This window comes from Pseudomonas sp. NY11955 (assembly GCF_048068035.1).
In the GTDB taxonomy this organism is placed as follows: domain Bacteria; phylum Pseudomonadota; class Gammaproteobacteria; order Pseudomonadales; family Pseudomonadaceae; genus Aquipseudomonas.
The window spans coordinates 647,703-670,159 of record NZ_JBLUPS010000001.1; the positions used below are offsets into that span (position 1 = coordinate 647,703).

The 22,457-nt window shown below is 62.5% G+C and carries 23 protein-coding genes and 2 pseudogenes; 14 read left to right on the forward strand and 11 right to left on the reverse strand.

All coding sequences use genetic code 11. From position 1 onward, the window contains the following. The first annotated feature begins 81 nt into the window (after positions 1-81). Positions 82-726, forward strand: coding sequence for a DedA family protein (locus ACNFBR_RS02870; RefSeq protein ID WP_416733583.1), 645 nt, complete (start codon positions 82-84; stop codon positions 724-726). 501 nt (positions 727-1,227) lie between these two features. Here ACNFBR_RS02870 and ACNFBR_RS02875 read toward each other — a convergent pair. Beyond that, positions 1,228-1,854: pseudogene (locus ACNFBR_RS02875) on the reverse strand (sterol desaturase family protein); the annotation flags it as partial. A 112-nt stretch (positions 1,855-1,966) separates the two neighbouring features. Here ACNFBR_RS02875 and elbB point away from each other — a divergent pair. Next, complete coding sequence (gene elbB / locus ACNFBR_RS02880) at positions 1,967-2,626, forward strand: isoprenoid biosynthesis glyoxalase ElbB (RefSeq protein WP_201201121.1); 660 nt, start codon at positions 1,967-1,969, stop codon at positions 2,624-2,626. A 113-nt stretch (positions 2,627-2,739) separates the two neighbouring features. Here elbB and ACNFBR_RS02885 read toward each other — a convergent pair whose 3' ends face one another. Continuing rightward, positions 2,740-3,192 (reverse strand): YaiI/YqxD family protein, encoded by a 453-nt coding sequence (locus ACNFBR_RS02885; RefSeq protein ID WP_013974739.1) that lies wholly within the window; start codon positions 3,190-3,192, stop codon positions 2,740-2,742. A 166-nt stretch (positions 3,193-3,358) separates the two neighbouring features. On the opposite strand from ACNFBR_RS02885, the gene ACNFBR_RS02890 reads away from it, so the two are divergent. After that, positions 3,359-6,214, forward strand: coding sequence for a class I adenylate cyclase (locus ACNFBR_RS02890; protein ID WP_416733584.1), 2,856 nt, complete (start codon positions 3,359-3,361; stop codon positions 6,212-6,214). 46 nt (positions 6,215-6,260) lie between these two features. Here ACNFBR_RS02890 and rnk read toward each other — a convergent pair whose 3' ends face one another. The 3 genes from rnk to cyaY all read right to left on the reverse strand — a co-directional run bounded on the left by rnk (position 6,261) and on the right by cyaY (position 7,376). Continuing rightward, complete coding sequence (gene rnk, locus ACNFBR_RS02895; protein ID WP_016712630.1) at positions 6,261-6,671, reverse strand: nucleoside diphosphate kinase regulator; 411 nt, start codon at positions 6,669-6,671, stop codon at positions 6,261-6,263. Positions 6,672-6,817: 146 nt separating this feature from the next. Further along, entirely contained in the window at positions 6,818-7,042 is a 225-nt protein-coding gene (locus ACNFBR_RS02900; protein ID WP_416733585.1) for a DUF1289 domain-containing protein, read from the reverse strand. A 1-nt stretch (position 7,043) separates the two neighbouring features. Further along, positions 7,044-7,376 carry an iron donor protein CyaY gene (gene cyaY, locus ACNFBR_RS02905; RefSeq protein WP_004575827.1) on the reverse strand — a complete coding sequence of 111 codons (333 nt, stop codon included), beginning with the start codon at positions 7,374-7,376 and terminating at the stop codon, positions 7,044-7,046. 189 nt (positions 7,377-7,565) lie between these two features. Here cyaY and lptM point away from each other — a divergent pair, with 189 nt between their 5' ends. Genes lptM through ACNFBR_RS02935 form a run of 6 tightly spaced genes read left to right on the forward strand, consistent with a single transcriptional unit; the run spans position 7,566 to position 12,182 of the window. Beyond that, positions 7,566-7,775 carry an LPS translocon maturation chaperone LptM gene (gene lptM / locus ACNFBR_RS02910; RefSeq protein WP_416733586.1) on the forward strand — a complete coding sequence of 70 codons (210 nt, stop codon included), beginning with the start codon at positions 7,566-7,568 and terminating at the stop codon, positions 7,773-7,775. Between the two features lie 9 nt (positions 7,776-7,784). Then, positions 7,785-9,032, forward strand: a complete 1,248-nt coding sequence (gene lysA / locus ACNFBR_RS02915) for a diaminopimelate decarboxylase (RefSeq protein WP_416733587.1) — start codon at positions 7,785-7,787, stop codon at positions 9,030-9,032. A 4-nt stretch (positions 9,033-9,036) separates the two neighbouring features. Next, positions 9,037-9,867 carry a diaminopimelate epimerase gene (gene dapF, locus ACNFBR_RS02920; RefSeq protein ID WP_416733588.1) on the forward strand — a complete coding sequence of 277 codons (831 nt, stop codon included), beginning with the start codon at positions 9,037-9,039 and terminating at the stop codon, positions 9,865-9,867. 13 nt (positions 9,868-9,880) lie between these two features. Further along, positions 9,881-10,591, forward strand: coding sequence for a DUF484 family protein (locus ACNFBR_RS02925; protein WP_416733589.1), 711 nt, complete (start codon positions 9,881-9,883; stop codon positions 10,589-10,591). Beyond that, a complete protein-coding gene (gene xerC / locus ACNFBR_RS02930) occupies positions 10,591-11,490 on the forward strand; it encodes a tyrosine recombinase XerC (protein WP_416733590.1) in 900 nt (299 codons plus the stop codon). Before ACNFBR_RS02925 ends, xerC begins: the two co-directional genes overlap by 1 nt. Continuing rightward, complete coding sequence (locus ACNFBR_RS02935; RefSeq protein WP_416733591.1) at positions 11,487-12,182, forward strand: HAD family hydrolase; 696 nt, start codon at positions 11,487-11,489, stop codon at positions 12,180-12,182. Before xerC ends, ACNFBR_RS02935 begins: the two co-directional genes overlap by 4 nt. 334 nt (positions 12,183-12,516) lie before the next feature. On the opposite strand, the gene sutA is transcribed toward ACNFBR_RS02935, so the two are convergent. From sutA to glnK, 3 genes are all read right to left on the reverse strand, one after another. After that, positions 12,517-12,846: a transcriptional regulator SutA gene (gene sutA, locus ACNFBR_RS02940; protein WP_021783509.1), complete on the reverse strand. Its 330-nt coding sequence runs from the start codon at positions 12,844-12,846 to the stop codon at positions 12,517-12,519. A 429-nt stretch (positions 12,847-13,275) separates the two neighbouring features. Beyond that, positions 13,276-14,607 (reverse strand): ammonium transporter, encoded by a 1,332-nt coding sequence (locus ACNFBR_RS02945; RefSeq protein WP_416733592.1) that lies wholly within the window; start codon positions 14,605-14,607, stop codon positions 13,276-13,278. 46 nt (positions 14,608-14,653) lie between these two features. Next, entirely contained in the window at positions 14,654-14,992 is a 339-nt protein-coding gene (glnK, locus tag ACNFBR_RS02950; protein ID WP_002555808.1) for a P-II family nitrogen regulator, read from the reverse strand. Between the two features lie 372 nt (positions 14,993-15,364). On the opposite strand from glnK, the gene ACNFBR_RS02955 reads away from it, so the two are divergent. From ACNFBR_RS02955 to ACNFBR_RS02965, 3 genes are read left to right on the forward strand one after another with little or no spacing between them, the layout of a single operon-like run. After that, on the forward strand, positions 15,365-15,631 hold the full coding sequence (locus ACNFBR_RS02955) for an accessory factor UbiK family protein (protein WP_416733593.1): 267 nt from the start codon (positions 15,365-15,367) through the stop codon (positions 15,629-15,631). Continuing rightward, positions 15,632-15,985 (forward strand): gamma-glutamylcyclotransferase family protein, encoded by a 354-nt coding sequence (locus ACNFBR_RS02960; protein ID WP_416733594.1) that lies wholly within the window; start codon positions 15,632-15,634, stop codon positions 15,983-15,985. 38 nt (positions 15,986-16,023) lie between these two features. Then, positions 16,024-16,452 carry a TOBE domain-containing protein gene (locus tag ACNFBR_RS02965; protein ID WP_416733595.1) on the forward strand — a complete coding sequence of 143 codons (429 nt, stop codon included), beginning with the start codon at positions 16,024-16,026 and terminating at the stop codon, positions 16,450-16,452. Positions 16,453-16,561: 109 nt separating this feature from the next. On the opposite strand, the gene ACNFBR_RS02970 is transcribed toward ACNFBR_RS02965, so the two are convergent. Then, a complete protein-coding gene (locus ACNFBR_RS02970) occupies positions 16,562-18,556 on the reverse strand; it encodes a DUF4034 domain-containing protein (RefSeq protein ID WP_416733596.1) in 1,995 nt (664 codons plus the stop codon). 256 nt (positions 18,557-18,812) lie between these two features. On the opposite strand from ACNFBR_RS02970, the pseudogene ACNFBR_RS02975 reads away from it, so the two are divergent. Together ACNFBR_RS02975 and ACNFBR_RS02980 are read left to right on the forward strand one after the other, a co-directional pair. Next, positions 18,813-19,457 (forward strand): annotated as a pseudogene (locus tag ACNFBR_RS02975) (magnesium chelatase domain-containing protein); the annotation flags it as partial. A 41-nt stretch (positions 19,458-19,498) separates the two neighbouring features. Further along, positions 19,499-21,217 carry a recombinase family protein gene (locus tag ACNFBR_RS02980; protein WP_416733597.1) on the forward strand — a complete coding sequence of 573 codons (1,719 nt, stop codon included), beginning with the start codon at positions 19,499-19,501 and terminating at the stop codon, positions 21,215-21,217. Between the two features lie 176 nt (positions 21,218-21,393). On the opposite strand, the gene ACNFBR_RS02985 is transcribed toward ACNFBR_RS02980, so the two are convergent. Together ACNFBR_RS02985 and ACNFBR_RS02990 are read right to left on the reverse strand one after the other, a co-directional pair. Further along, complete coding sequence (locus ACNFBR_RS02985; RefSeq protein WP_416733598.1) at positions 21,394-21,600, reverse strand: hypothetical protein; 207 nt, start codon at positions 21,598-21,600, stop codon at positions 21,394-21,396. 44 nt (positions 21,601-21,644) lie between these two features. Beyond that, the gene (locus tag ACNFBR_RS02990; RefSeq protein ID WP_416733599.1) at positions 21,645-22,190 is read right to left on the reverse strand and encodes a recombinase family protein; all 546 of its coding nucleotides are present in this window, start codon (positions 22,188-22,190) and stop codon (positions 21,645-21,647) included. Between the last annotated feature and the right edge of the window lie 267 nt (positions 22,191-22,457).

Sequence of the window (22,457 nt, forward strand, 5' to 3'; positions counted from 1 at the left end):
CACGTCGAGACACATTTGGACACTTTCACGAACGCGCGCGAAGGGGTAGGCTTCGCGTTCATTTCGCCAGCACCTCAGAAAATGCTTCAACAATTCCTGCAGGATTTCGGCTACTTTGCCCTTTTTCTAGGCACCTTCTTTGAAGGCGAGACCATCCTGGTGCTTGCGGGGTTTCTTGCGTTCCGTGGTTACATGGACATCAAGCTGGTGTGCCTGGTGGCCTTCTTCGGCAGCTACGCAGGCGATCAGCTGTGGTACTTCATGGGCCGTCGCCATGGGCGCAGGATCCTGGCACGCAAGCCGCGCTGGCAGGCAATGGGTGACCGGGCGCTGGACCACATCCGCCGCCATCCTGATATCTGGGTGCTGAGCTTCCGCTTCGTCTATGGCCTGCGCACGGTCATGCCGGTGGCCATTGGCCTGTCGGGCTACCCACCCCGCCGCTACCTGCTGCTCAATGGCATTGGCGCGGCCATCTGGGCAATCGCATTGGGCGCGGCCGCGTACCACTTCGGTGCCATCCTCGAAGGCCTGTTGGGCAACGTGAAGCGTTACGAGCTATGGGTGCTCGGCGGCCTGTTGGCGCTGGGCGGCCTGCTGTGGCTGCGCCGGCGCTTCCGTACCCTGCGCGCGGAGCGCAAAGCGGCGGGCCAGGCCCAGGCCCCAGAGGCTGAACAGGCTGTAAGCCACGAGCAGGAACCAGGCCAGCGGCGCGACCACCGCTAAGCCCAGGGCGCCGGCCAGGTACAATGCCGGCGCATTCAGCAACAGCCGCGCCAGCTCCAGGCGCACAGCCCAGCGCCGGTTCTCCAGCAACGCCCCCAGTACGAACAAGCCAAACGCCATCAGCGACCAGCCGAGCAGCAACGCGGCGGCCGGCACGCGTTCAGCCACGTCCATCAAATAGCTGCCCAAGGCGATGTAAACCACGAACTGTGCCGCCACATAGACTTGTTGCGCACGGCCCAGGGCGATCTCGAACTTGCGAAACAGCAGCAAGTCCTGCTTGGCCTGCGGGTAGCGTGCGGCCACATCGGCCGGGCGCCAGCCGGTGGGCATGAACCAGATGCGCAGCTTGTCCCACAGGCTGGCGGTTCGCCGGGCGTCCTGCCAGAGCTGGGCGTAGAACTGCAGGTTGGCCCACAGCGGGTTCCAACTGGCCAGCGGCGTGGTTACCCCGAACACCACCGGTTCGGCCGGGTCTTCCTCTTTGAAGGTGCCGAACAGACGGTCCCAGAGAATGAACACACCGCCATAATTGCGATCCAAGTAAGCAGGATTTTGCGCATGGTGGACGCGATGGTTGGATGGCGTGATCAACACCCACTCGAGCCAGCCCAGCTTGGGAATGTGCCGGGTATGCACCCAGAACTGGTACAACAGGTTGAGCGATGCCACGGTGATGAACACCAGCGGCGGCACGCCCAGCAGTGCCAGAGGCAGGTAGAACAGCCACGAGAAGATGAACCCGCTGCTGGTCTGGCGCAGCGCCGTGGTGAGGTTGTATTCCTCGCTCTGGTGATGCACCGAATGTGCCGCCCACAGCACGTTGCGCTCATGCCCCAGACGGTGCAGCCAGTAGTAACAGAAGTCGTACAGGACAAAGGCCAGCAACCATACCCACCCTGCCTCTGCCGGCAGGCGCATCAGCGCCAGGTGTTCGAAGGCCAGGGTATAGGTGACCAGCCCTATGCCTTTGGTCAGCAGCCCGGTACTGGTCGACAGCGCACCGGTGCTCAGGCTGTTGATCGAGTCGGCCAGGGTGAAATTGCGCTGGCCACGCACGCGGTCGGCGACCAGCTCGACGGCAATCAGCACGAAAAAGAACGGCACGGCCAGCAGTATCAGGTCCATGGGCACGACCTCAGGCGTTATCTACCAAGATTAGGCCGCACCCGCGGGAATCCCTATGGCGACATCTGCCAAACTAGAGGACATTTAGCGCCTCGGCATTGGAGTAAACAGCATGACAAAAAAAGTAGCGGTGATTCTTTCCGGCTGTGGCGTGTATGACGGCGCCGAAATCCACGAAAGCGTGATCACCCTGCTGCGCCTCGACCAGCGTGGTGCGCAGGTGCAGTGCTTCGCGCCGAACATTGCACAGATGCATGTCATCAACCACCTGACCGGCGAGGAAATGCCCGAGTCGCGCAATGTGCTGGTGGAATCGGCGCGCATTGCCCGTGGCGAGGTCAAGGACATCCGTGAGGCCAAGGCCGAGGACTTCGATGCGCTGATTGTGCCCGGCGGTTTCGGGGCAGCGAAAAACCTGTCCAACTTCGCCGTCGAAGGCGCCAACTGCAGCGTCAACCCGGACGTGCTTGCCCTGGCCGAAGCCTTTGCCGACGCCTGCAAGCCGGTGGGCCTGATCTGCATTTCGCCGGCACTGGCCGCGAAGATCTACGGGCCAGGCGTGGTCTGCACCATCGGTAGCGACGCCGGCACTGCGGCGGCTGTCGTGAAGATGGGTGGCACCCATGAAGAATGCGATGTGCACGATATTGTCGAAGACACCCAGCGCAAGCTGGTGACTACGCCGGCTTACATGGAAGCCAAGTCGATCAGCGAAGCGGCTGGCGGCATCTACAAGCTGGTAGACCGGGTGCTGGAACTGACGCACGAGTAAGCCTGTAGGAGCAGCCTTGTGCTGCGAAAGGGCCGGCGCGGCAATCGAATCAGCGTTGATTTCACTGGCCCCTTCGCAGCGCAAGGCTGCTCCTACAGGTACCGCGTCAGTGCTCAGGGCTTGGACAGCCGGGCAATTATCCGGTCCAGGGCATTGGCAAACGCCTGCTTCTCACGCTCACCGTAAGGCGCCTGCCCTCCCCCCACTTGGCCCTGCTCGCGCAGCTCGGTGAACAAATTGCGCGCCGCCAGGCGGTCGCCCATGTTGCGTTCGTCGAACTCTCGCCCACGCGGGTCCAGTGCCGCCACGCCCTTTTTCACCAGGCGGTCGGCCAGCGGTACGTCACTGCAGATCACCAGCTCGCCAGGCACGGCGTGCTCGACCAGGTAATCGTCGGCTGCATCCATGCCGCTGGGCACCACGATCAGGCGCACGATCGCGAACGCCGGCTTGGCCACAGCCTGCCCCGCCACCATCACCACCTCGAACTTGCGCTTGAGGGCGAACTTGACGATCAGATCCTTGGCCGCTTTGGGGCAGGCATCGGCATCGATCCATACACGCATCGGAAACACTCGACATGAATTCAATGCGCCCATCATGCCTGAAGCGCAGCAAAAGCTGGAGCGCGCGAGCGCTGGAAAAATGGCGCCAAAATTACAATTACCGCTTATCCGACCACGCCACTCAGGCTAAACTCGCCACAGCTTCACTGGCCTGCCCGAGCGCGCAATGAACCACCCTCACGAAATCCGCCCTGACCTGGACGAAGGCATCGACCGCAAGGTCCTGGCGACATTGCGTGCGCGCTTCCTGAGGCTTAACCAGGGTCGGCTGCAACGGGCAATGGAAGGCCTGTCGACACGCCAGCAACAGGTACTGACGCTGCTGCCGCTGCTGTTCCACGTAAACCATCCGCTGTTGCCGGGCTACGTCTCGGGCAGCACGCCTGCCGGCGTATCGGGCTACGAGCCGGGCGCCGAGCTGGTGGCAGAGGCCCAGCGCCTGGCACGTTCGTTCACCTACAAGGCCGCGCATGGCAACCCACCACGCCCGATCCACGGCCTGTTCCTGATGGGCAGCCTGGGCTCGCTGGCCCAGGCCGAGCACAGCGACATGGACCTGTGGGTGTGCCACGCACCCGGCTTGCCCGAACAACGGCTGAATGAACTGCGGCGCAAGTGCCAACTGCTGGAGGCCTGGGCGGCAAGCCTGGGTGCCGAAGCACACTTCTTCCTGATCGACACGCAGGGTTTCGCCCAGGGCCAGCGCGATGGCCAGCTCGGCTCCGACGACTGCGGCACCACCCAGCACTACCTGCTGCTTGACGAGTTCTACCGCACCACCCTGTGGCTGGCCGGGCGCACACCGCTATGGTGGCTGGTGCCGGTGTACCAGGAACACAACTACCACAGCTACACCCAAACCCTGCTGTCCAAGCGTTTCATCCGCAGCCATGACGCCCTCGACCTCGGCAACCTGGCGCACATTCCGCCCGGCGAGTTCATCGGCGCTGGCCTGTGGCAACTGTTCAAAGGCATAGACTCGCCCTACAAGTCGCTGCTCAAGCTGCTGCTGACCGAAGCCTACGCCAGCGAGCACCCCGCCGTGCACTGCCTGAGCCTGGACTACAAGCAGGCCGTGTTTGCCAACCAGCTCGACCTCGACGCACTAGACCCCTACGTGATGGTTTACCGGCGCATCGAACGCTACCTGCTGCAACGTGGCGAACACGCGCGCCTGGAACTGGTACGGCGCAGCCTGTACCTCAAGGTGAACAAGAAGCTCAGCGACCAGAGCCGCAGCGATGGCTGGCAACGCCGGTTGCTGCGGCGCCTGGCCGACGAGTGGGGCTGGGACCAGCACCACCTGGCCCTGCTGGACAGCCGCCGGCAATGGAAAGTGCAGCAGGTGGCCGTGGAGCGTCGCGAGCTGGTGGCCGAGCTGAACCACAGCTACCGCTTCCTCAGCCAGTTTGCGCTGACCCAGAACGCCAACAGCCGCGCCGACCAGCGCGACCTCAACGTGCTGGGCCGACGCCTGTACGCGGCCTTCGAGCGACGCGCAGGCAAGGTCGAAGTGATCAACCCCGGCATCGCCCCCGACCTCGCCGAAAGCACCCTGACCCTGGTTCAGGCGCCTAACCGCAGGGAGCCGGGCAGCCACCACTGGGAGCTGTACAGCGGCAACCTGAGCACCCACGAGGTGGAGCACTTCAGCCCGATCAAGCGCTGCCGCGAGCTGCTGGAACTGCTGGCCTGGGCCCATCGCAACGGGGTGATCGACAGCAGCACCCGCCTGGCGCTGCACCCGGGCACCAGCGACCTCAACGAATACGAGCTGTTCAACCTGCTGGGCTGCCTGCAGCAAAGCATCCCCCTGCCTTTGCCGACCGTCAGTGAAGTGCGCCTGCTGCAGCCCAGCGTTGCCGACGAGGTGCTGTTGTTGGTCAACGTCGCCATCGACCCGCTGCGCCACCACCGCGACCTGAACATCCTGATGACCACAGAGCGCACCGACTCGTTGAGCTACGCCGGCGTGCGCGAAAACCTGGTGCTCACCCTGGACCAGGTCACTATCAATAGCTGGAACGAAGTGCTGGTCCAACGCTATGACGGCGAACACGCGCTGGTGCGCTGCCTGCGCGACTTCCTCAACAGCCCGGCGCTGCGCGGCCACCGGCCACGGGTGCGGGTACGCTGCTTCTGCCAGAGCCGCGCCCAGGCCATCGGCCAGCGTGTGGAAGAGATATTCGACACCGTGCAGTTGCTGCTGAACCAGGGCCTGCACCATCGCTACCTGCTGCAGGTGGCCCAGCACACCCATGTGCTGGAGCTGCTACCCGAGCATGTCAGCCTGACTACGCTGGCCGAGCATGAGGCGCTGCTGAGCTACCTGGGCGAAGAACGCGGCGTCTACAGCCCGCTGTACCTGGACGCCAATGCGCTGCAAGACCACGACCTGCGCCTGGTGCTTGAGCAAGGCCGGCCGGCCTGCATCCAGGTGTTCTACCGCCTGCAAGGCGGCTGGGCCGAGCTGTATGTGCTGGATGAATGCAACGCCCTGTGGCAGCAACGCCTGCCCCTGCACGACGAAGCCCACCTGCTGTTGCCGCTCCAGCGTTTTTTGCGTTCCGTGGTGATGCGCCGCGATGCCCGGCTACCGCTGGATAACCAGCGCGCGGCCTCACTGAACATCCACTACGCACAGCTGTTGCCTGCCGGCCCTGGCAAGGCGCGCAGCATCGAGCCGTGCCTGGCCCCGGTCGAGGGCAGTGACCAGCCCTACTATGAGGTGCAGGCCATCATCCAGGCCGGTGTGGGGGGGGCGGCGCATGTGACGCTGTACTGCGACCAGCAAGAGTTTTCCGAGCTGGAGCATGGTGACCAGTTGTATGCGGTGGTGGCCCGGCAGATCATCGGACAGCGCCAGGGTGCCAGGCGGTACCGGTGCTACATCACCGACCTGGATTTGTCTGAATTGCTGGATGACCGACTGGGGGCGACGCAGATCTACCTGAACTACAAGCGGGTGCTGGAGCAGGCGTTGAATGAGGGGTTGGAGCAGGTTTCGGCGCAGGGATGGTAGGAGCAGCCTTGTGCTGCGAATGGGCCGCAAAGCGGCCCCCAGGCCCTTACAGGTCGAAATCGCCCGCTGCTTCCGGCTGGTATTCCACTTCCAGCAATTTCAACTTGAGGGTTTTGCCCCCCGGCGCCGGCCAGTCGATCTGTTCGCCCACCGACAGCCCCAGCAAAGCACAGCCGATCGGCGCCAGGATCGAGACCTTGCCTTCCGGCCCGGCATCCTTCGGGTACACCAAGGTCAGGTGGTAATCCTTGCCGCTGGCTTCCTCACGGCAATGCACGCGCGAGTTCATGGTCACCACGCCCGCCGGCACTTCCTCGTGACCGACCACCTGCTCGGCGCGGTCCAGCTCGTCCTGCAGGGCGAGCACACCCGGCGTACTCTCGTCGAGGCTGTCGATCAGACGCTCCAGACGTTGTACGTCCAATCGGGTGAGGATGAGGGAAGGCTTGGTGCTCATGATCCAGTCAGACTCCTTTGAACAGGCAGTTTTCAATGTGCAAATAAAGCAAAACCCCGCCCAAGGGCGGGGTTTGAGAAGGCTTTGGCGTCACCGACGCAGAACCTGACACTACCACAGCCGGGCAAATACTCAAGCCCCTGCTGTCAGTGTGCCTTCGCCTGCTCGCGCAAGGCCTGGGCCTCGCGGCAGATCTGCCGGCGCCGATCGTCGTCGGCCGAGCGCCATTCGCGGATGTGCTCGACATGCCGATGGCAACCCGTGCACACCCGCTGTTCGTCCAGCCGGCATACGCTGATGCACGGTGATGGCACTGCGGGGCTGACGTTGCTGTAAAGAGGCTTGGGCGGCCGGGCCTGGGCGCTACTCATGTCAGATTTCGTCGAAGTCCAGCTTCTCGCCGGCCCGCTCCCAGACGATGCGCTCAAGCATTTCGCCCAGCAGCTCTTCGCTCTTCTCGCATACCCACTTGCCGCTGTCTTCGTCGTAATCGAAGTGGAAACCACCGGAACGGTCGGCCAGCCACAACTGGCGCAGCGGCTCCTGGCGGCTGAAGATCAGCTGGGCGCCGCCCTCGAACTTGACGGTGAGGACGCCGGCGGAGTTCTCCATGTCCAGGTCCAGGCCGCTCTCGTCGAACAGGTCTTCCAGGGCCTGTTGGGTCGCGTCGACCAGGTCATGGAAACGCGCTTCACTCAAACTCATTGCAGGAACCTCGAAATTGGCTGCGTTACAGGCAAGCCGGGCAAGATACGGGCGCTTGCCGCCGAATGCAAAGATTAGCCACTGAAGGCGGTAAGAATAGCCCGCCCGGCGGACCGGCCCTTGCATAGGCAAGCCGCCGGTCGCTCGGTATACTCGGGCGCAATACTGCATTTTCTAAGGATTTCACCCATGAAGCGCCTGATTTCCTCCTTCGCGGCGCTGGTCGCTGTTGCCTGCCTCGTTTCGGCCTGCGGCCAGAAAGGCCCGCTGTATCTGCCTGAAGACGGCGATAACGGCAAAGCGCACAAGTCGCACCAGCACCAGCCAAAAGCCAAGCCAGCCCCGGTGCAAGAGCAGCCCGAGCTGCAGTCCGAGCCCGAGCAGTCGCCAGCGCAGTAAGGAAACCAGATGAACGCTTTCAACTACCGCGACGGTGAGCTGTTCGCGGAAGGCGTGGCCCTGTCGGCCATCGCCGAGCGCTTCGGCACCCCCACCTACGTGTATTCGCGCGCCCACATCGAGGCCCAGTACCGCAGCTACGCCGATGCCCTGCAAGGCACCGAGCACCTGGTGTGCTTCGCGGTCAAGGCCAACTCCAACCTGGGCGTGCTGAACGTGCTGGCGCGCCTGGGCGCAGGCTTCGACATTGTCTCTGGCGGTGAGCTGGAGCGTGTGCTGGCCGCCGGTGGGCGCGCCGATCGCGTGGTCTTCTCCGGCGTCGGCAAAACCCGTGAAGACATGCGCCGCGCCCTGGAAGTTGGCGTGCACTGCTTCAACGTCGAATCCACCGACGAACTGGAGCGGCTGCAGGTAGTCGCCGCCGAGATGGGCAAGGTTGCCCCGGTGTCGCTGCGGGTCAACCCCGACGTCGATGCCGGTACCCACCCGTACATCTCCACGGGCCTCAAGGAAAACAAGTTCGGCATCGCCATCGCCGACGCCGAGGCCATCTACGTGCGTGCCGCGCAGCTGCCAAACCTGGAAGTGGTCGGTGTCGACTGCCATATCGGCTCGCAGCTGACTACCGTGGAGCCGTTCCTCGACGCCCTCGACCGCCTGCTGGTACTGGTCGATCGCCTGGCCGAATGCGGCATCCACCTGCGCCATCTGGACCTGGGCGGCGGTGTTGGCGTTCGCTACCGCGATGAACAGCCACCGCTGGTGGCCGACTACATCAAAGCCATTCGCGAGCGCGTGGGCGAGCGCGACCTGGCCCTGGTGTTCGAGCCGGGCCGCTACATCGTGGCCAACGCCGGCGTGCTGCTGACCCGCGTGGAATACCTCAAGCACACCGAACACAAGGACTTCGCCATCATCGATGCGGCGATGAACGACCTGATCCGCCCAGCCCTGTACCAGGCCTGGATGGGTGTCAGCGCGGTCAAGCCCCGTGCAGGCGAAGGCCGTGCCTATGACCTGGTCGGCCCAATCTGCGAGACTGGCGACTTCCTCGGCAAAGACCGCGTGCTGAACCTGGCCGAAGGTGACCTGCTGGCCGTAGCGTCCGCGGGCGCCTATGGTTTTGTCATGAGCTCCAACTACAACACCCGTGGCCGTTGCGCTGAAATCCTGGTCGACGGCGACCAGGCGTTCGAAGTACGCCGCCGCGAGACCGTCGCCGAACTGTACGCTGGCGAAAGCCTGCTGCCGGAGTAAGCCCATGCTGCTGCGTTTTACCAAGATGCATGGGCTGGGCAACGACTTCATGGTCCTCGACCTGGTCAGCCAGCACGCGCACATCCAGCCCAAGCACGCCAAGCAATGGGGTGATCGCCACACCGGCATCGGCTTCGACCAGTTGCTGATCGTCGAGGCGCCAAACAACCCGGAAGTGGACTTCCGCTACCGCATCTTCAATGCCGACGGCTCCGAGGTCGAGCAGTGCGGCAATGGTGCGCGTTGCTTCGCCCGCTTCGTGCTGGACAAACGCCTGACCGCGAAAAAGCGCATTCGTGTGGAAACCAAGAGCGGCATCATCGTGCTGGACGTGCAGAACGACGGCCAGGTGAGTGTCGACATGGGGCCTCCGCGCTTCATCCCTGCCGAAATCCCCTTCGTCGCCGAGGCACAAGCGCTGAACTACCCACTGGACGTTGACGGCCAACTGCATTCGATTGCCGCCGTGTCCATGGGTAACCCGCACGCCGTGCTGCGTGTCGACGACGTGCGTACCGCCCCCGTGCATGAGCTGGGCCCGAAGATCGAAAACCACCCACGCTTCCCACAGCGGGTGAATGCCGGCTTCATCCAGGTCATCGACCGCCACCGCGCCAACCTGCGGGTATGGGAGCGCGGTGCGGGTGAAACCCAGGCCTGCGGCACCGGTGCCTGCGCCGCGGCCGTGGCGGCGATCAGCCAAGGCTGGATGGACTCCCCGGTATCCCTCGACCTGCCTGGTGGCCGCCTGCACATCGAATGGGCCGGCCCCGGCCAGCCCGTACTGATGACCGGCCCGGCCGTACGCGTCTACGAAGGACAGGTTCGTCTCTAAGCGAGTAACCGCCATGACCGATCAGCCCAAGGTTGTACCCAAGCAGTCCGCCGAGCTCGACGCCGAAGCGGTGGTCGCCTACCTGCGCGCCCACCCCACCTTCTTCGCCGAGCACGACGAGCTGCTGATCGAACAGCACATCCCGCACCAGCGGGGTGACAGCGTGTCGCTGGTGGAACGCCAGCTCAAGCTGCTGCGTGACCGCAACATCGAGATGCGCCACCGCCTGTCGCAACTGATGGACGTGGCCCGCGACAACGATCGGCTGTTCGACAAGACCCGCCGGCTGATCCTCGACCTGCTCGATGCCGCCTGCCTGGAAGAAGTGGTCATGGCGGTCGAAGACAGCCTGCGCCAGGAATTCCAGGTGCCCTTCGTCAGCCTGATCCTGTTCGGTGACAACGTCGCGCCAGTCGGGCGCTGGGTCAGCAACGCCGAGGCCCAGCAAGCCATCGGTGCCTTGCTGGGCGGCGGCAAGACGGTCAGCGGTAACCTGCGCGAGCACGAGCTGGCCTTCCTGTTCGGCGAAGAACAACGCCGGGAAGTAGGTTCCAGCGCCGTCGCCGCTTTGGAGTATCAGGGGCTGCACGGGGTGCTGGCCATCGGCAGCCGCGACCCGCAACACTACAAGAGCAGCGTCGGCACCCTGTTCCTCGGCTATATTGCCGAAGTGCTCGGCCGCGTGGTGCCACGCGTCACCCAGACCCTGCGCCCGGTGCGCTGATGGAACGCCAGCTGGAGGCTTATTGCGCACACCTGCGCAACGAGCGCCAGGTGTCGGAGCACACCTTGCTGGGCTACCGTCGCGACCTGGACAAGGTCATGGCCTACTGCAAGGAACACGGCATTGCCGACTGGCCGGCGCTGCAGATCCAGCAACTGCGTCAGCTGATCGCCCGCCTGCACCACCATGGCCAGTCGTCGCGCAGCCTGGCGCGGCTACTGTCGGCCGTGCGCGGTCTGTACCGCTACCTCAACCGCGAGGGCCTGTGCCAGCACGATCCGGCTACAGGCTTGAGCGCACCCAAGGGTGAACGCCGGCTGCCCAAGGTACTGGACACCGACCGCGCCCTGCAGCTGCTCGATGGCGGCGTCGACGACGACTTCATCGCCCGACGTGACCAGGCGATTCTCGAGCTGTTTTACTCGTCCGGCCTGCGCCTGTCCGAGCTGACCAACCTCGACCTCGATCACCTCGACCTCGCCGCCGGCCTGGTGCAGGTACTGGGCAAGGGTGGGAAAGCCCGCGTGCTGCCTGTTGGTCGCAAGGCCCGCGAGGCACTGCAAGCCTGGTACCGCCTGCGCGGCATCGGTAACCCACGCGACCGCGCGGTGTTCATTACCCGCCAGGGCAACCGTATCAGCCCCCAGGCCGTTCGCCTGCGGGTGAAGGCCGCTGGCGAGCGCGAGCTGGGCCAGCACCTGCACCCGCACATGCTTCGCCATTCCTTCGCCAGCCATGTGCTGGAATCGTCCCAGGACCTGCGCGCAGTGCAAGAGCTGCTCGGCCATGCCGATATCAGCACCACGCAGATCTACACCCACCTGGACTTCCAGCACCTGGCCGCGGTGTACGACAGCGCCCACCCTCGGGCCAAACGCAGCAAAGGCAAAGACTCATGAGCATCAAGCTGATCACCTTCGACCTCGACGACACCCTGTGGGACACCGCGCCGGTGATTGCCAGCGCGGAGGTCGTGCTGCGCGACTGGCTAGAGGCCAACGCCCCGATCCTCGGCGGCGTGCCGGTGGAGCACCTGTTCGCCATCCGCGAGCGCTTGGTGCAGGCAGAGCCTGGCCTCAAGCACCGCATAAGCGCCCTGCGTCGCCGCGTGTTGTTCCATGCTTTGGAAGAGGCCGGCTACAGCGAGAAACATGCGCAGGAGCTGGCCAATGAAGGTTTCGAAGTGTTCCTGCATGCTCGCCATCAGGTAGAGATCTTCCCCGAAGTGCAGCCGGTGCTGGAGATTCTGCGCCATCACTACACCTTGGGCGTGGTCACCAACGGCAATGCCGATGTGAGCCGGCTGGGGCTGGCGGACTACTTCCGCTTTGCCCTGTGCGCAGAAGACCTCGGCATCGGCAAGCCGGACCCGGCGCCGTTCCTGGAAGCCCTGCGGCGCGCAGAGGTGAATGCCAGCGCGGCGGTGCACATTGGCGATCACCCCGGCGATGACATCGCCGGCGCCCAGCGCGCCGGGCTACGGGCGGTGTGGTTCAACCCTCAGGGCAAGGCATGGGCGGGTGAGCAGGCACCGGATGCCGAGATCCAGCGCCTGTCGCAGTTGCCCGACGTGCTCGCGCGCTGGCGCTGACTGGGGTCGCCTCGGAATTTGCGGTGGTGCATACATCGAGCGCCGCCCGCGCGGCGCATCGCGAGCGAAGCTCGCTCCTACATTTGTTTCGGGCCAATTATGCCTGTGGGATTTGCGCGCGAACGCCTTGGCGCATGGCTCGATATTGCGTCGTACAAACAAGGCGGTCGCGCGCGCCTGTCACAGACGATACTGGCCCGAAACAAATGTAGGAGCGAGCTTCGCTCGCGATGCGCCGCGCGGGCGGCGCTCGATCCCACAGGCACTAAAAATCTCCCACCGAACACCCACAAAAAAGCCCGCAGCGACGGCGGGCTTTTTTGCGATCAGCCACTCAGATAGGGCGGCTGCCGTACTTGTTGTCCGGCTTCTTGGGCGGGTCGGCGACCACGTTGGCCTCGACTTCCTGCACCTTGCCACCGCGCGAAAGGAATTCTTCCATCGCCTTGGCCAGGGCATCACGCTCTTTCTGCTTGGCTTCCATGCTCGGCATCTCGTCTACCGAGACGGCCGCCTTGGATTTGCCCTTGGCAACGGGTGCCGGGCTGCTGTCGTCATCGCCAGCGTCTTCCACGCCGTCATCAGCCGCCGCTTCGAGGCCTTCATCACCCTCGTCTTCGTCACCTACTTCGAGGTCATCATTTTCCAGATCGTCGTCGCTCATGTTCTACCTCATGACTTGCGAAAAGCAGGTTAGTTATAGACCAGTGCAGCCGTAGACCGGCAGCCACCAGTGAAAATTCAACTGGCCGTGGGTTAGGCCACTGCCCTTGGGTCGGCACTCCTGATGGGAGGCGGCACCCAGCAGGCCCTGCTCCTGGCAGGACCTGACAAATCCATTAACCCCTGCTGGCCACACGCTATTGGCAAGCCTAGCAAAGGCTGGCGAAGTGTGTGGACTGCTCGTCAAACACCCTTCGGCGCGCATTCTAGCGCGCCCGTGGAAAAAGCAAAGCACCATAAACGCCCTAAGACTTGTAAGTTTTTTACCTACGTCGCGAACGTGTCGGATAAACCGTTTGCTGTGCGAGAAATGCTGAAAATCTGACAAAAAAATGCCCGGCAAGCCGGGCAAGTTTTTACCGCGTCGCAGTTACAGGTTGTAGCCGCGCTCGTTGTGCTGAGCCAGGTCAAGGCCGACCGACTCTTCTTCTTCGTTGACCCGCAGGCCCATCACCACATCCAGCACCTTGAGGATCACGTAGGTGACGATGGCGGTGTAGACCACGGTGAAGATCACGCCCTTGGCCTGGATCCAGACCTGCATGCCGATATCGGTGACGGTGCCGAAGCCACCCAGTGCAGGGGCTGCGAACACGCCGGTGAGGATGGCACCGATGATGCCGCCAACGCCGTGCACACCGAAGGCATCCAGCGAGTCGTCATAGCCCAGTTTGCGCTTGAGGGTGGTGGCGCAGAAGTAGCAGATCACACCCGAAGCCAGGCCGATCACCAGGGCGCCCATGGGGCCCACGGTGCCTGCGGCCGGGGTGATGGCAACCAAGCCGGCGACCACACCCGAGGCGATGCCCAAGGCACTGGGTTTACCGTGACCAATCCACTCGGCGAACATCCAGCCCAGCGCCGCGGCGGCGGTGGCGATCTGGGTGACCAGCATGGCCATGCCAGCGGTGCCGTTGGCCGCGGCGGCGGAGCCTGCGTTGAAGCCGAACCAGCCGATCCACAGCATGGCGGCGCCCATCAGGGTGTAGCCCAGGTTATGCGGAGCCATCGGAGTGGTCGGGTAGCCTTTGCGCTTGCCCAGCACCAGGCAGCAGACCAGGCCTGCGATACCGGCGTTGATGTGCACCACGGTGCCGCCAGCGAAGTCCAGTACGCCCCAATCCCACATCAGTGCGCCGTCGCCGCTCCACACCATGTGCGCGATCGGCGCATACACCAGGGTGAACCAGATACCCATGAACACCAGCATCGCGGAGAACTTCATGCGCTCGGCGAAGGCACCGACGATCAGCGCCGGAGTGATGATGGCGAAGGTCATCTGGAAGGTGATGAATACCGCTTCAGGGAACAGTGCGGTGGCCGAGGTCAGGTTCTCGGGCGTGACGCCGCTGAGGAAGGCCTTGGAGAAACCGCCCACGAAGGAGTTGAAGTTGAGCACGCCCTTTTCCATACCGGAGGTATCGAAGGCCATGCTGTAGCCGTAGACGACCCAGAGAATGCTCATCAGGCCGGTGATTGCAAAGCACTGCATCATCACCGACAGCACGTTCTTGGAACGCACCATGCCGCCATAGAACAGGGCCAGGCCCGGAATGGTCATGAACAGCACCAGCGCCGTCGCGGTCAGCATCCAGGCGGTGTCGCCGGAGTTCAGCGCTGGGGCAGCTTCCTCTGCCAGGGCAAGCCCGGGCATTACGAGGGACAATAGGGCTCCTAGCCCTGCGATCTTACGCAGAGTCATGTTGTTTTCTCCTGGGGCGTTGGGTTTGGTGAGGCTTTTTTGCTGCTTAGATCGCGTCGGTATCGGTTTCGCCGGTACGGATACGGATCGCCTGCTCCAGATTCACCACGAAAATCTTGCCGTCACCGATCTTGCCGGTGTTGGCTGCCTTGGTGATGGCTTCGATTACCCGATCAAGGTCCTTGTCATCGATGGCGACATCGATCTTCACCTTGGGCAAAAAATCGACCACATATTCAGCACCGCGGTACAGCTCGGTGTGGCCCTTCTGCCGACCGAAGCCTTTGACTTCGGTGACGGTGATGCCCTGCACGCCGATTTCCGACAGCGACTCGCGCACGTCGTCCAGCTTGAACGGCTTGATGATGGCTGTGACTAGCTTCATGAAACTCTCTCCCGATTTGGTGGACTTGCCCCAGGAAAACAAACCCGTCTCAAGTCTAAGCGCAGCGCTTGGCTTTGTAACGCGTCGTCGGCATCCGGCTCCGCGTGCGCACTGCCTGGTCACAAGGAACTGCATCAGTGCATGGCTCGTTCAGGTCTTTGCAGAAACCTTGCCAGTTCTGGCAAAGCACCAGAAAACAGTGGCTTATGTGAAATGGTCGGGATTGGCCAGTCGCCAGCATGGAAAACATGCACATTTTCGGTGCGCGCCGGCAGGGCGCATTGCGCGAAAAATGTGCAAGGGTGCGAACCCTGAGACGCTGAACGGCCCGTGCTACACTGCCGACCATTTCTCAGATTCAGTGGACCGCCCATGCTCGCGCCCAAAGCCCTTCTCGATGCCCTGAGCGACCAAGCCTCGCGCTTGTTCAGCAACGATGCCGCCCAGCCCCGCGCAGAACTGGAAAGCCAGTTCAAGGTGCTGATGCAAGGTGCCTTCAGCAAGCTGGACTTGGTCAGCCGCGACGAATTCGATAGCCAGATGGTCGTGCTGGCGCGCACCCGTGCACGCCTGGAGGCCTTGGAAAAACAAGTAGCCGAGCTGGAAGCACGGCTGAACCCGACCCCGCAGGGTGAGTGAATGCAGCCCTCCAGCGCATACCCGGTACTGCTGTTTTCCTACGGCACGTTGCAGGACAAAGCCGTGCAACTGGCCAACTTCGGCCGTGAGCTGAGCGGCCAGGCCGACCGTATGCTGGGTTACCGCCAGGACTGGGTCGAGATCACCGACCCGGGCGTGCTGGCGGCCAGTGGCAAGTCCCATCACCCCATCGTTTCCCCCAGCAGCCAGGCCGACGACAGCGTGGCCGGCATGGTCTTCCAGATCAGCGAAGAAGAGCTGGCGGCGGCGGACCGCTATGAAGTTGCCGACTACAAGCGCGCCGCCGTCACCCTTGCCTCGGGCCTGACTGCCTGGGTTTATGTGCGCGCCTGAATCCCTCGGGCGCGGGTTGTTACACGGAGCGTTTCCCCATGAAAGTCAGCGCACGCAATGTTTTCGAAGGCAAAGTCACCAACGTTCAGCCCGGTGCGGTCAATGCCGAAGTCGAGCTAACCCTCGGGGGTGGTGAAAAGCTGGTAGCGGTGGTCACCATGGCCAGCCTGCATAACCTCAACATCAATGTCGGTAAAGACGCCGTGGCACTGGTCAAGGCGCCATGGGTGGTACTGCTGACGGATGCTGCCGGCTACAAGCTGTCGGCCCGTAATGCCCTGGAAGGCGAAGTGGTGCGGGTTGGCGATGGTGCGGTGAACGCCGAAGTGGTGCTGAAGCTGGCCGGTGGCACCGAGGTGTATGCCATCGTGACCCGCGAAGCCGTGCAGGAGCTGGGCCTGGCACCAGGTGTGAAAGCGACTGCGCTGATCAAGGCCTCGCACATTATCCTCGGCGCCAAGGCCTGAATGACAAGGGGCTGCTTTGCAGCCCTTCGCGGGCACGCCCGCTCCCACAGTTTCTGAGCCACCCTGTGGGAGCGGGCGTGCCCGCGAAGGGCCGCAAAGCGGCCCCGATCTAATTCATGCAGAGCTGTTTCGGCGGCAGCTCGCTGGCATGCAAGGTGCCCCGGAACAATGCCGCACCACACTGGGTAAACAACGTTTTCACCCGGTTGTGTGAGTTGAGGATCTCGGCCTGGATGTCTTCGATGGCCGTATCCCCCGGCTGCAATCTGGCCGCCCGGTTGGCCCATTCGATGGCGGCAAAGCGGCTCTGCTTACGGGTGCCACGGCCCTGCATCCAGGCCAGCCCCAGTTCGGCGCTGGCACGCCCGGCAATCCACGGGTCCGGGTGCTCGACCAGGCTCGACAGGTAAGCGACGGCCTCGGCACGCTCCTGCGCTTCGCCAAACTGGCGCAACAGAATTCCCAGGTGCAAGCGCGCACGGGCGTTGGTCTGCGCATTACCCAGTGCGTCGACCAGCAGGCGCCTGACGGCCAACATGGCACTGCGCTCGCTCAGGTCCTCATCGCCATCCATGCGCAGACAGGCGAGGTTGTACTTGGCCTGCCGGCTCCCCGCCTCCACCGCACGCTGCAGCCAGTACTCGGCTGCCTCGTCATCCAGGTAATGCACCGGGGTGTTGGCCAAGCCGCCATTGTGCAGCTCATACAGACCCAGGGCAGCCCCAGGCAAGTTCAATTCCGCGCAACGCTCATACAGATAACAGGCTACTTCATGCCGGTTGGCTGACCACAGCAAGCGTGCCACCTCCAGCACCTCGAACCCCGGGGCCTGACCGGTGCACTGGCGTTTGACCGCCCGCTGCGACCATACCCTTGCCTGCTCGGCCGAGCGTGGCAGCCCCCACAACCCGAATCGGTGCCCAGCAGCGCGCAATGCACAGGCAGCCGCATGTGAGCGGCCTTCGCACAGGCGCTCGATGGCGCTGCGCAACAGGTGCTTCTCATCCGCCATGCCATCGCGCAGTATCAACTCGACCAGGCAACGAAAAGGCTCGCCCATGGCGCGGATGGCGCCGTGCTCGGCATTGCACGCCAAGCTTGCGCAAAAGTCCTGCATGGCGCCGGTGTGGTCTTGCAAGGCACGGCTGCGTAGCGCCCCCCGCCAGGCCAGCACCACAGCGCTTTCCCGGAGCCTTGTCGGGCGCTGCGACCAGCTTTCGAACACCTGCAGCCAGTCGGCAACGGCCTGAAGCTGATCGGCATGCGGCAGCGCCAGCCTGTCCTCGACGGCCATCCAGCGCAGCGCATTGCGCAAGCTTTCGTCCCAGGTTGAACACAACGGGCCATTGGCCAAAAGCTCGAGCGCATCGAAACTGCCACCCCAACGGGGCAGCAGATAAACGGCAAGAGCCTGGATCGCTTCAAAGCAACCGGGGCGAGCAACCAGCGCATGGCGCAGCCAGTAATAGCGGGGGTCTTCATTCTCGTGATCGACGCGCCTGCCCAAACAAGTCGGTAGTACCTGTGGCAGCTCGGCCAAGGGTAGCACCCCATGCTTCACCAGCAATGGCGCTGCGCCTTCCTGTACTTCCACATCGGCATGGGCATTGGGCCTGTAGCGCGCAGGGCGCCCCTGAAACAGCTCGACCAACCAACCAGGCTCGCGTAGCTGCGCACTGATGCGCAGCATGCCAATGACCGCGGCCACAGGCTGCGCAGAGCGGTCCATTGCACGCAACAGGTGCGCGGTCGCGGTTTCACACATTTGCTCGACGGCCAGCAAGCGTGCAGCGTTGCCTTGGCCACCACCCTGCACCTGGCAGGCCCGGTGGAAGCAGTGCATGCCCATTACAACGTGTGGGTGATATGCCTGGGGGCAGGCATCAACCCAGGCTTTTAGCACTTGGCTCAAGGCCCGGCCACCCTGGTTTTCCACATCGACCAGCATGTCCCCGTCGATGGCCGCCAGGTAGGCCGGGAACTCGCCGGCTGGGGCTTGCCGCCAGCGTGCCTCGAGGCTGTCGAAAAAACGGTTGAGTTCAACGAATGCACTGGCCTGCACCAGTTCGCGGATTACCTGGCGCGTGCGGGTGAGCGTTTGCACGGCGCAATACCTCAAGTCCATTTGAAAGAAAACACGGTGCCATTCCATGGCAACGGCAGTTGACCAACAACACTAAGCCATACCTGGCGACTGCGCAAAGTCTATTGGATCCATTTTTGCCAAGCGGCATGAAAACACAGGGAAAACCACTGCCCTGAAAAACCACGACGCACTCTTGTTGCGCCCGTCGTGGCCGTGCTGGCTATTCTTTGCCCAGCCGCAGGAAGCGGCCCTTTCCAGCGACAACGGAGTGTCCATGTCCCTAGCCCTCGTCCACAGTCGTGCCCAGGTGGGCGTGCAGGCACCTGCGGTCAGCGTCGAAACCCACCTGGCCAATGGTTTGCCCCATCTCACCCTGGTCGGTCTGCCAGAAACCACGGTCAAGGAAAGCAAGGACCGGGTGCGCAGTGCCATCGTCAACTCCGGGCTGAACTACCCGCAGCGGCGCATTACCCAGAACCTCGCCCCCGCCGACCTGCCCAAGGATGGCGGGCGTTATGACCTGGCCATTGCCCTGGGCATCCTGGCTGCCGACGGCCAGGTGCCAACTGCCAGCCTTGCCGACGTCGAATGCCTTGGAGAACTGGCATTGTCCGGCAAATTGCGCCCAGTGCAGGGCGTGCTGCCGGCGGCACTGGCGGCACGTGAGGCGGGCCGGGCGCTGGTGGTGCCGCGGGAGAATGCCGAGGAAGCCAGCCTGGCCGGCGGCCTGGTGGTGTACGCGGTGGGGCACCTGCTGGAACTGGTCGCCCACCTGAACGGCCAAGTGCCGCTGCCGCCGTACGCTGCCAACGGCCTGATCCTGCAGCAACGGCCCTACCCGGACCTGAGCGAAGTGCAGGGGCAGTTGGCGGCCAAGCGTGCCCTGTTGCTAGCCGCCGCCGGGGCGCACAACCTACTTAAGTTGTGTAAGAATACACCAACAGCATCAGGATCAGACCGATGAAGCCGAAGGCCTACAGTTACATTCGTTTCAGCAGCCCCGAACAGGCGAAGGGAGATAGCTACCGGCGGCAACGAACGGCGGCCCTTGAGTACTGTGCGGAAAACGGCCTCGAACTGGCCGATACCAAGGAGTACCGATTCTTTGACTCCGGCAGATCGGCCTACAAAGGCAAGCATGTTAGTGACGAAGGGGAATTTGGCCGGTTTCTCGCGCTGGTAAACGATGGAGTAATCAAATCCGGCTCCGTCTTACTAGTCGAGTCCCTGGACCGCTTATCCAGGGATAAAGTAAACATCGCCCTGGGCCAACTCCTTAACCTGCTGGGAGCCGGCATCAAAGTCGTCACCCTTTCGGATAAACGTACCTATTCAAATGACTCACCCGACCTTGCCACGGAATTGATTATCAGCATCGCGGTAATGATGCGAGCACACAACGAATCCAGCGAGAAAGGCAACCGAGTGGCGAAAGCCTGGCGTAATAAACGCGAGCTTGCACGAAGCGAGAAAACCCCACTCGGGGCTGCGTGCCCGTACTGGTTGAAACTCGCGGACGGCGTTTACGAGCAGGTGCCAGAGCGCGTAGAGGTAGTCCGTCGCATTTTCGATATGACGATCCAGGGATATGGCCAGGCGATGATTTCTCGCCGCCTGAACCATGACAACGTGCCCGTGTTCGGTAGCACACGGTCATCAAAGGAAAAACCCAGGAACAAAAGTGGCCTTTGGGGCACAAGCTCGGTAGAAAAAATTCTGAATAACCGGGCGTTGCTGGGCGAATACCAACCGACGCACCTTGTAGGCCGTGTGCGAGAAAACGACGGCGATCCAGTGGAAGGCTTTTACCCGGAAATCATCACCCCGGATTTGTTCCTGCAAGCCAAGGCCGCACGGGAACAGCGGAAGACGGCAGGGGCTACAAAGCAGTCGAAGAACTTCAACGTATGGCAGGGCCTGGCCAAGTGCTATCTATGCGGCGATGCGATGCACCTGATTAACAAGGGGCGCCCGCCCAAGGGGTACACGTACCTACAGTGTTACTCAGCGAAGAAAGGCATTTGCCGTAGCGGCAGTATTCGGATCGAGCAGACGGAGGCCATATTCAAGGAAATCCTGGCTAACGTGGACAGCATGTCGCTGGTGCACGGAAAAAGTGCGGACATTCGTAAAAGCCTGGAGGTAGTGGAGGGCAAACTGGCAGTCATAGCTGGCAACCTTGAGGGGGCAATCGAGGCGCAAACTGCCTTCCCCACGATTGCAGGTGCCAAGGTGCTCTACAAATTTGAGCAGGACCATGCACAGTGCTCGGCAGAACGGGACGAACTCAGGCAGCAGCTTGCATCACACCGCGTCATCAGCCGGGAAGACTTTTTTAGGCAGATCGACCTTGTGACCTACGAAGGCAGGGCCGCTGCTAACAGCCTTCTGAAACGCCTGGGTTTGCAAGTTCTGTTCAGGCGTCACAACCCGAGTCACTGCCAATGCTGGGTACTGGACAAGTCGGACGAGGCGGTTACAGACGAGGTCCAGCAGATGCTGTTCAGCGTACTTTACGAGGACGGCCATGCCACTACCCAACCACTTGACCCCGATATCTACGGCAGGCAGGTCGAGCAGGGACTAACCACAACAGAAGCCGCGTTGCGTGAGCAGGAAGAAGAAGGAATCGGCTGGCAATGGTTTGGCGGCAAACTCTCCCAAGGCCGGAAAATCTAAATATTTTCTGGCACCCTGCTCTGGCGAAAGCGGCATCCAAAAAGCTGGCCAAACTATCACGGCGGGGATTGGGGAAATCGGTGAAAACGGGCCAATTGGTGAGCGGTGCTAAGAGCCATTCCCGTGCCAACTCGTTGCCGACAGCCAGAATCGGCAAATATCGTAGGCCGGGGCCGTTAGCTGCGAAGGCGTTCTATCGCTGTGGCGATGGCATCGGCGTTGCCATCAAGGGCCTGGAGGCAGGTCATTGTGCTGTCGTGTACATGCACGGAGCCTCGCTGACGTATCCATGTACTGACTTCTTCAATCGCTGCCCTCAAAGCAATCTGGTTCATATGCAGCAACTCCAACGTGTCCGCTATTGCTGCGTTCTGGTCGTCCATGTTCCGTCCTCAAGGTGGGTAGGCAACGCATCGTATGGCGCCTGTTAGGCGCCGGCTTTCATTGCACGTTGTACGGTGCTCAGGCTTACGCCAAGGCTTTCTGCGGCCTTGCGGAACGATAGCCCACCACTGACAGCGGCACGTATTGCTTCGTCATCCACGGTCTTCGTGCGGCCCTTATATACGCCTTTCTCCTTGGCCTTGGCGATGCCTTCTCGCTGGCGTTCCTTAATCATCGCACGCTCGAACTGGGCCACCGCTCCCATCATCGACAGCATAAGTTGCTGGGTTGGATTGTCCTCACCGGTGAACTCCAACTGTTCCTTGTGGAAGCGGATGTGGATACCACGCTTGGTTAGGTCTTCCACCAGCTTGAGCAGGTCGGCCAGGGAGCGGGCTAGGCGGTCAATGCTGTGAACAACGATGGTATCCCCCTCCCGCACGTACTCAAGCATCGCCTGGAGTTGGGGGCGGTCAGTCGTAGCACCGCTCACCTTCTCGGTGAAAACCTTGTCCAGGGCGATACCGTCAAGCTGCCGCTCCGTGTTCTGGTCAACCGAGCTAACGCGAATGTACCCGACCTTTGCCATTTCCCTGCCCTCTGTATTCATTTGCTTCTAGATACTGTGAGTGTGCATGTATTCAAATTCTAAATCAAGGCAAATGAATACGGAAAATGGCGGGGTTGTCGTTTTCAGAAGACGGCTGCACTGAACGTCAGAAGCCGACTGCACTATAGCAGCGGAGGGGTTGGATCCATCAGGCAACGACGGGCTGCTGCCGGCCAATAGCCGACAATGACGACACTGGAAATCCCCGCCTGTGAGCGTCGGCTCAGGGCGGGACAGCGTCATCCA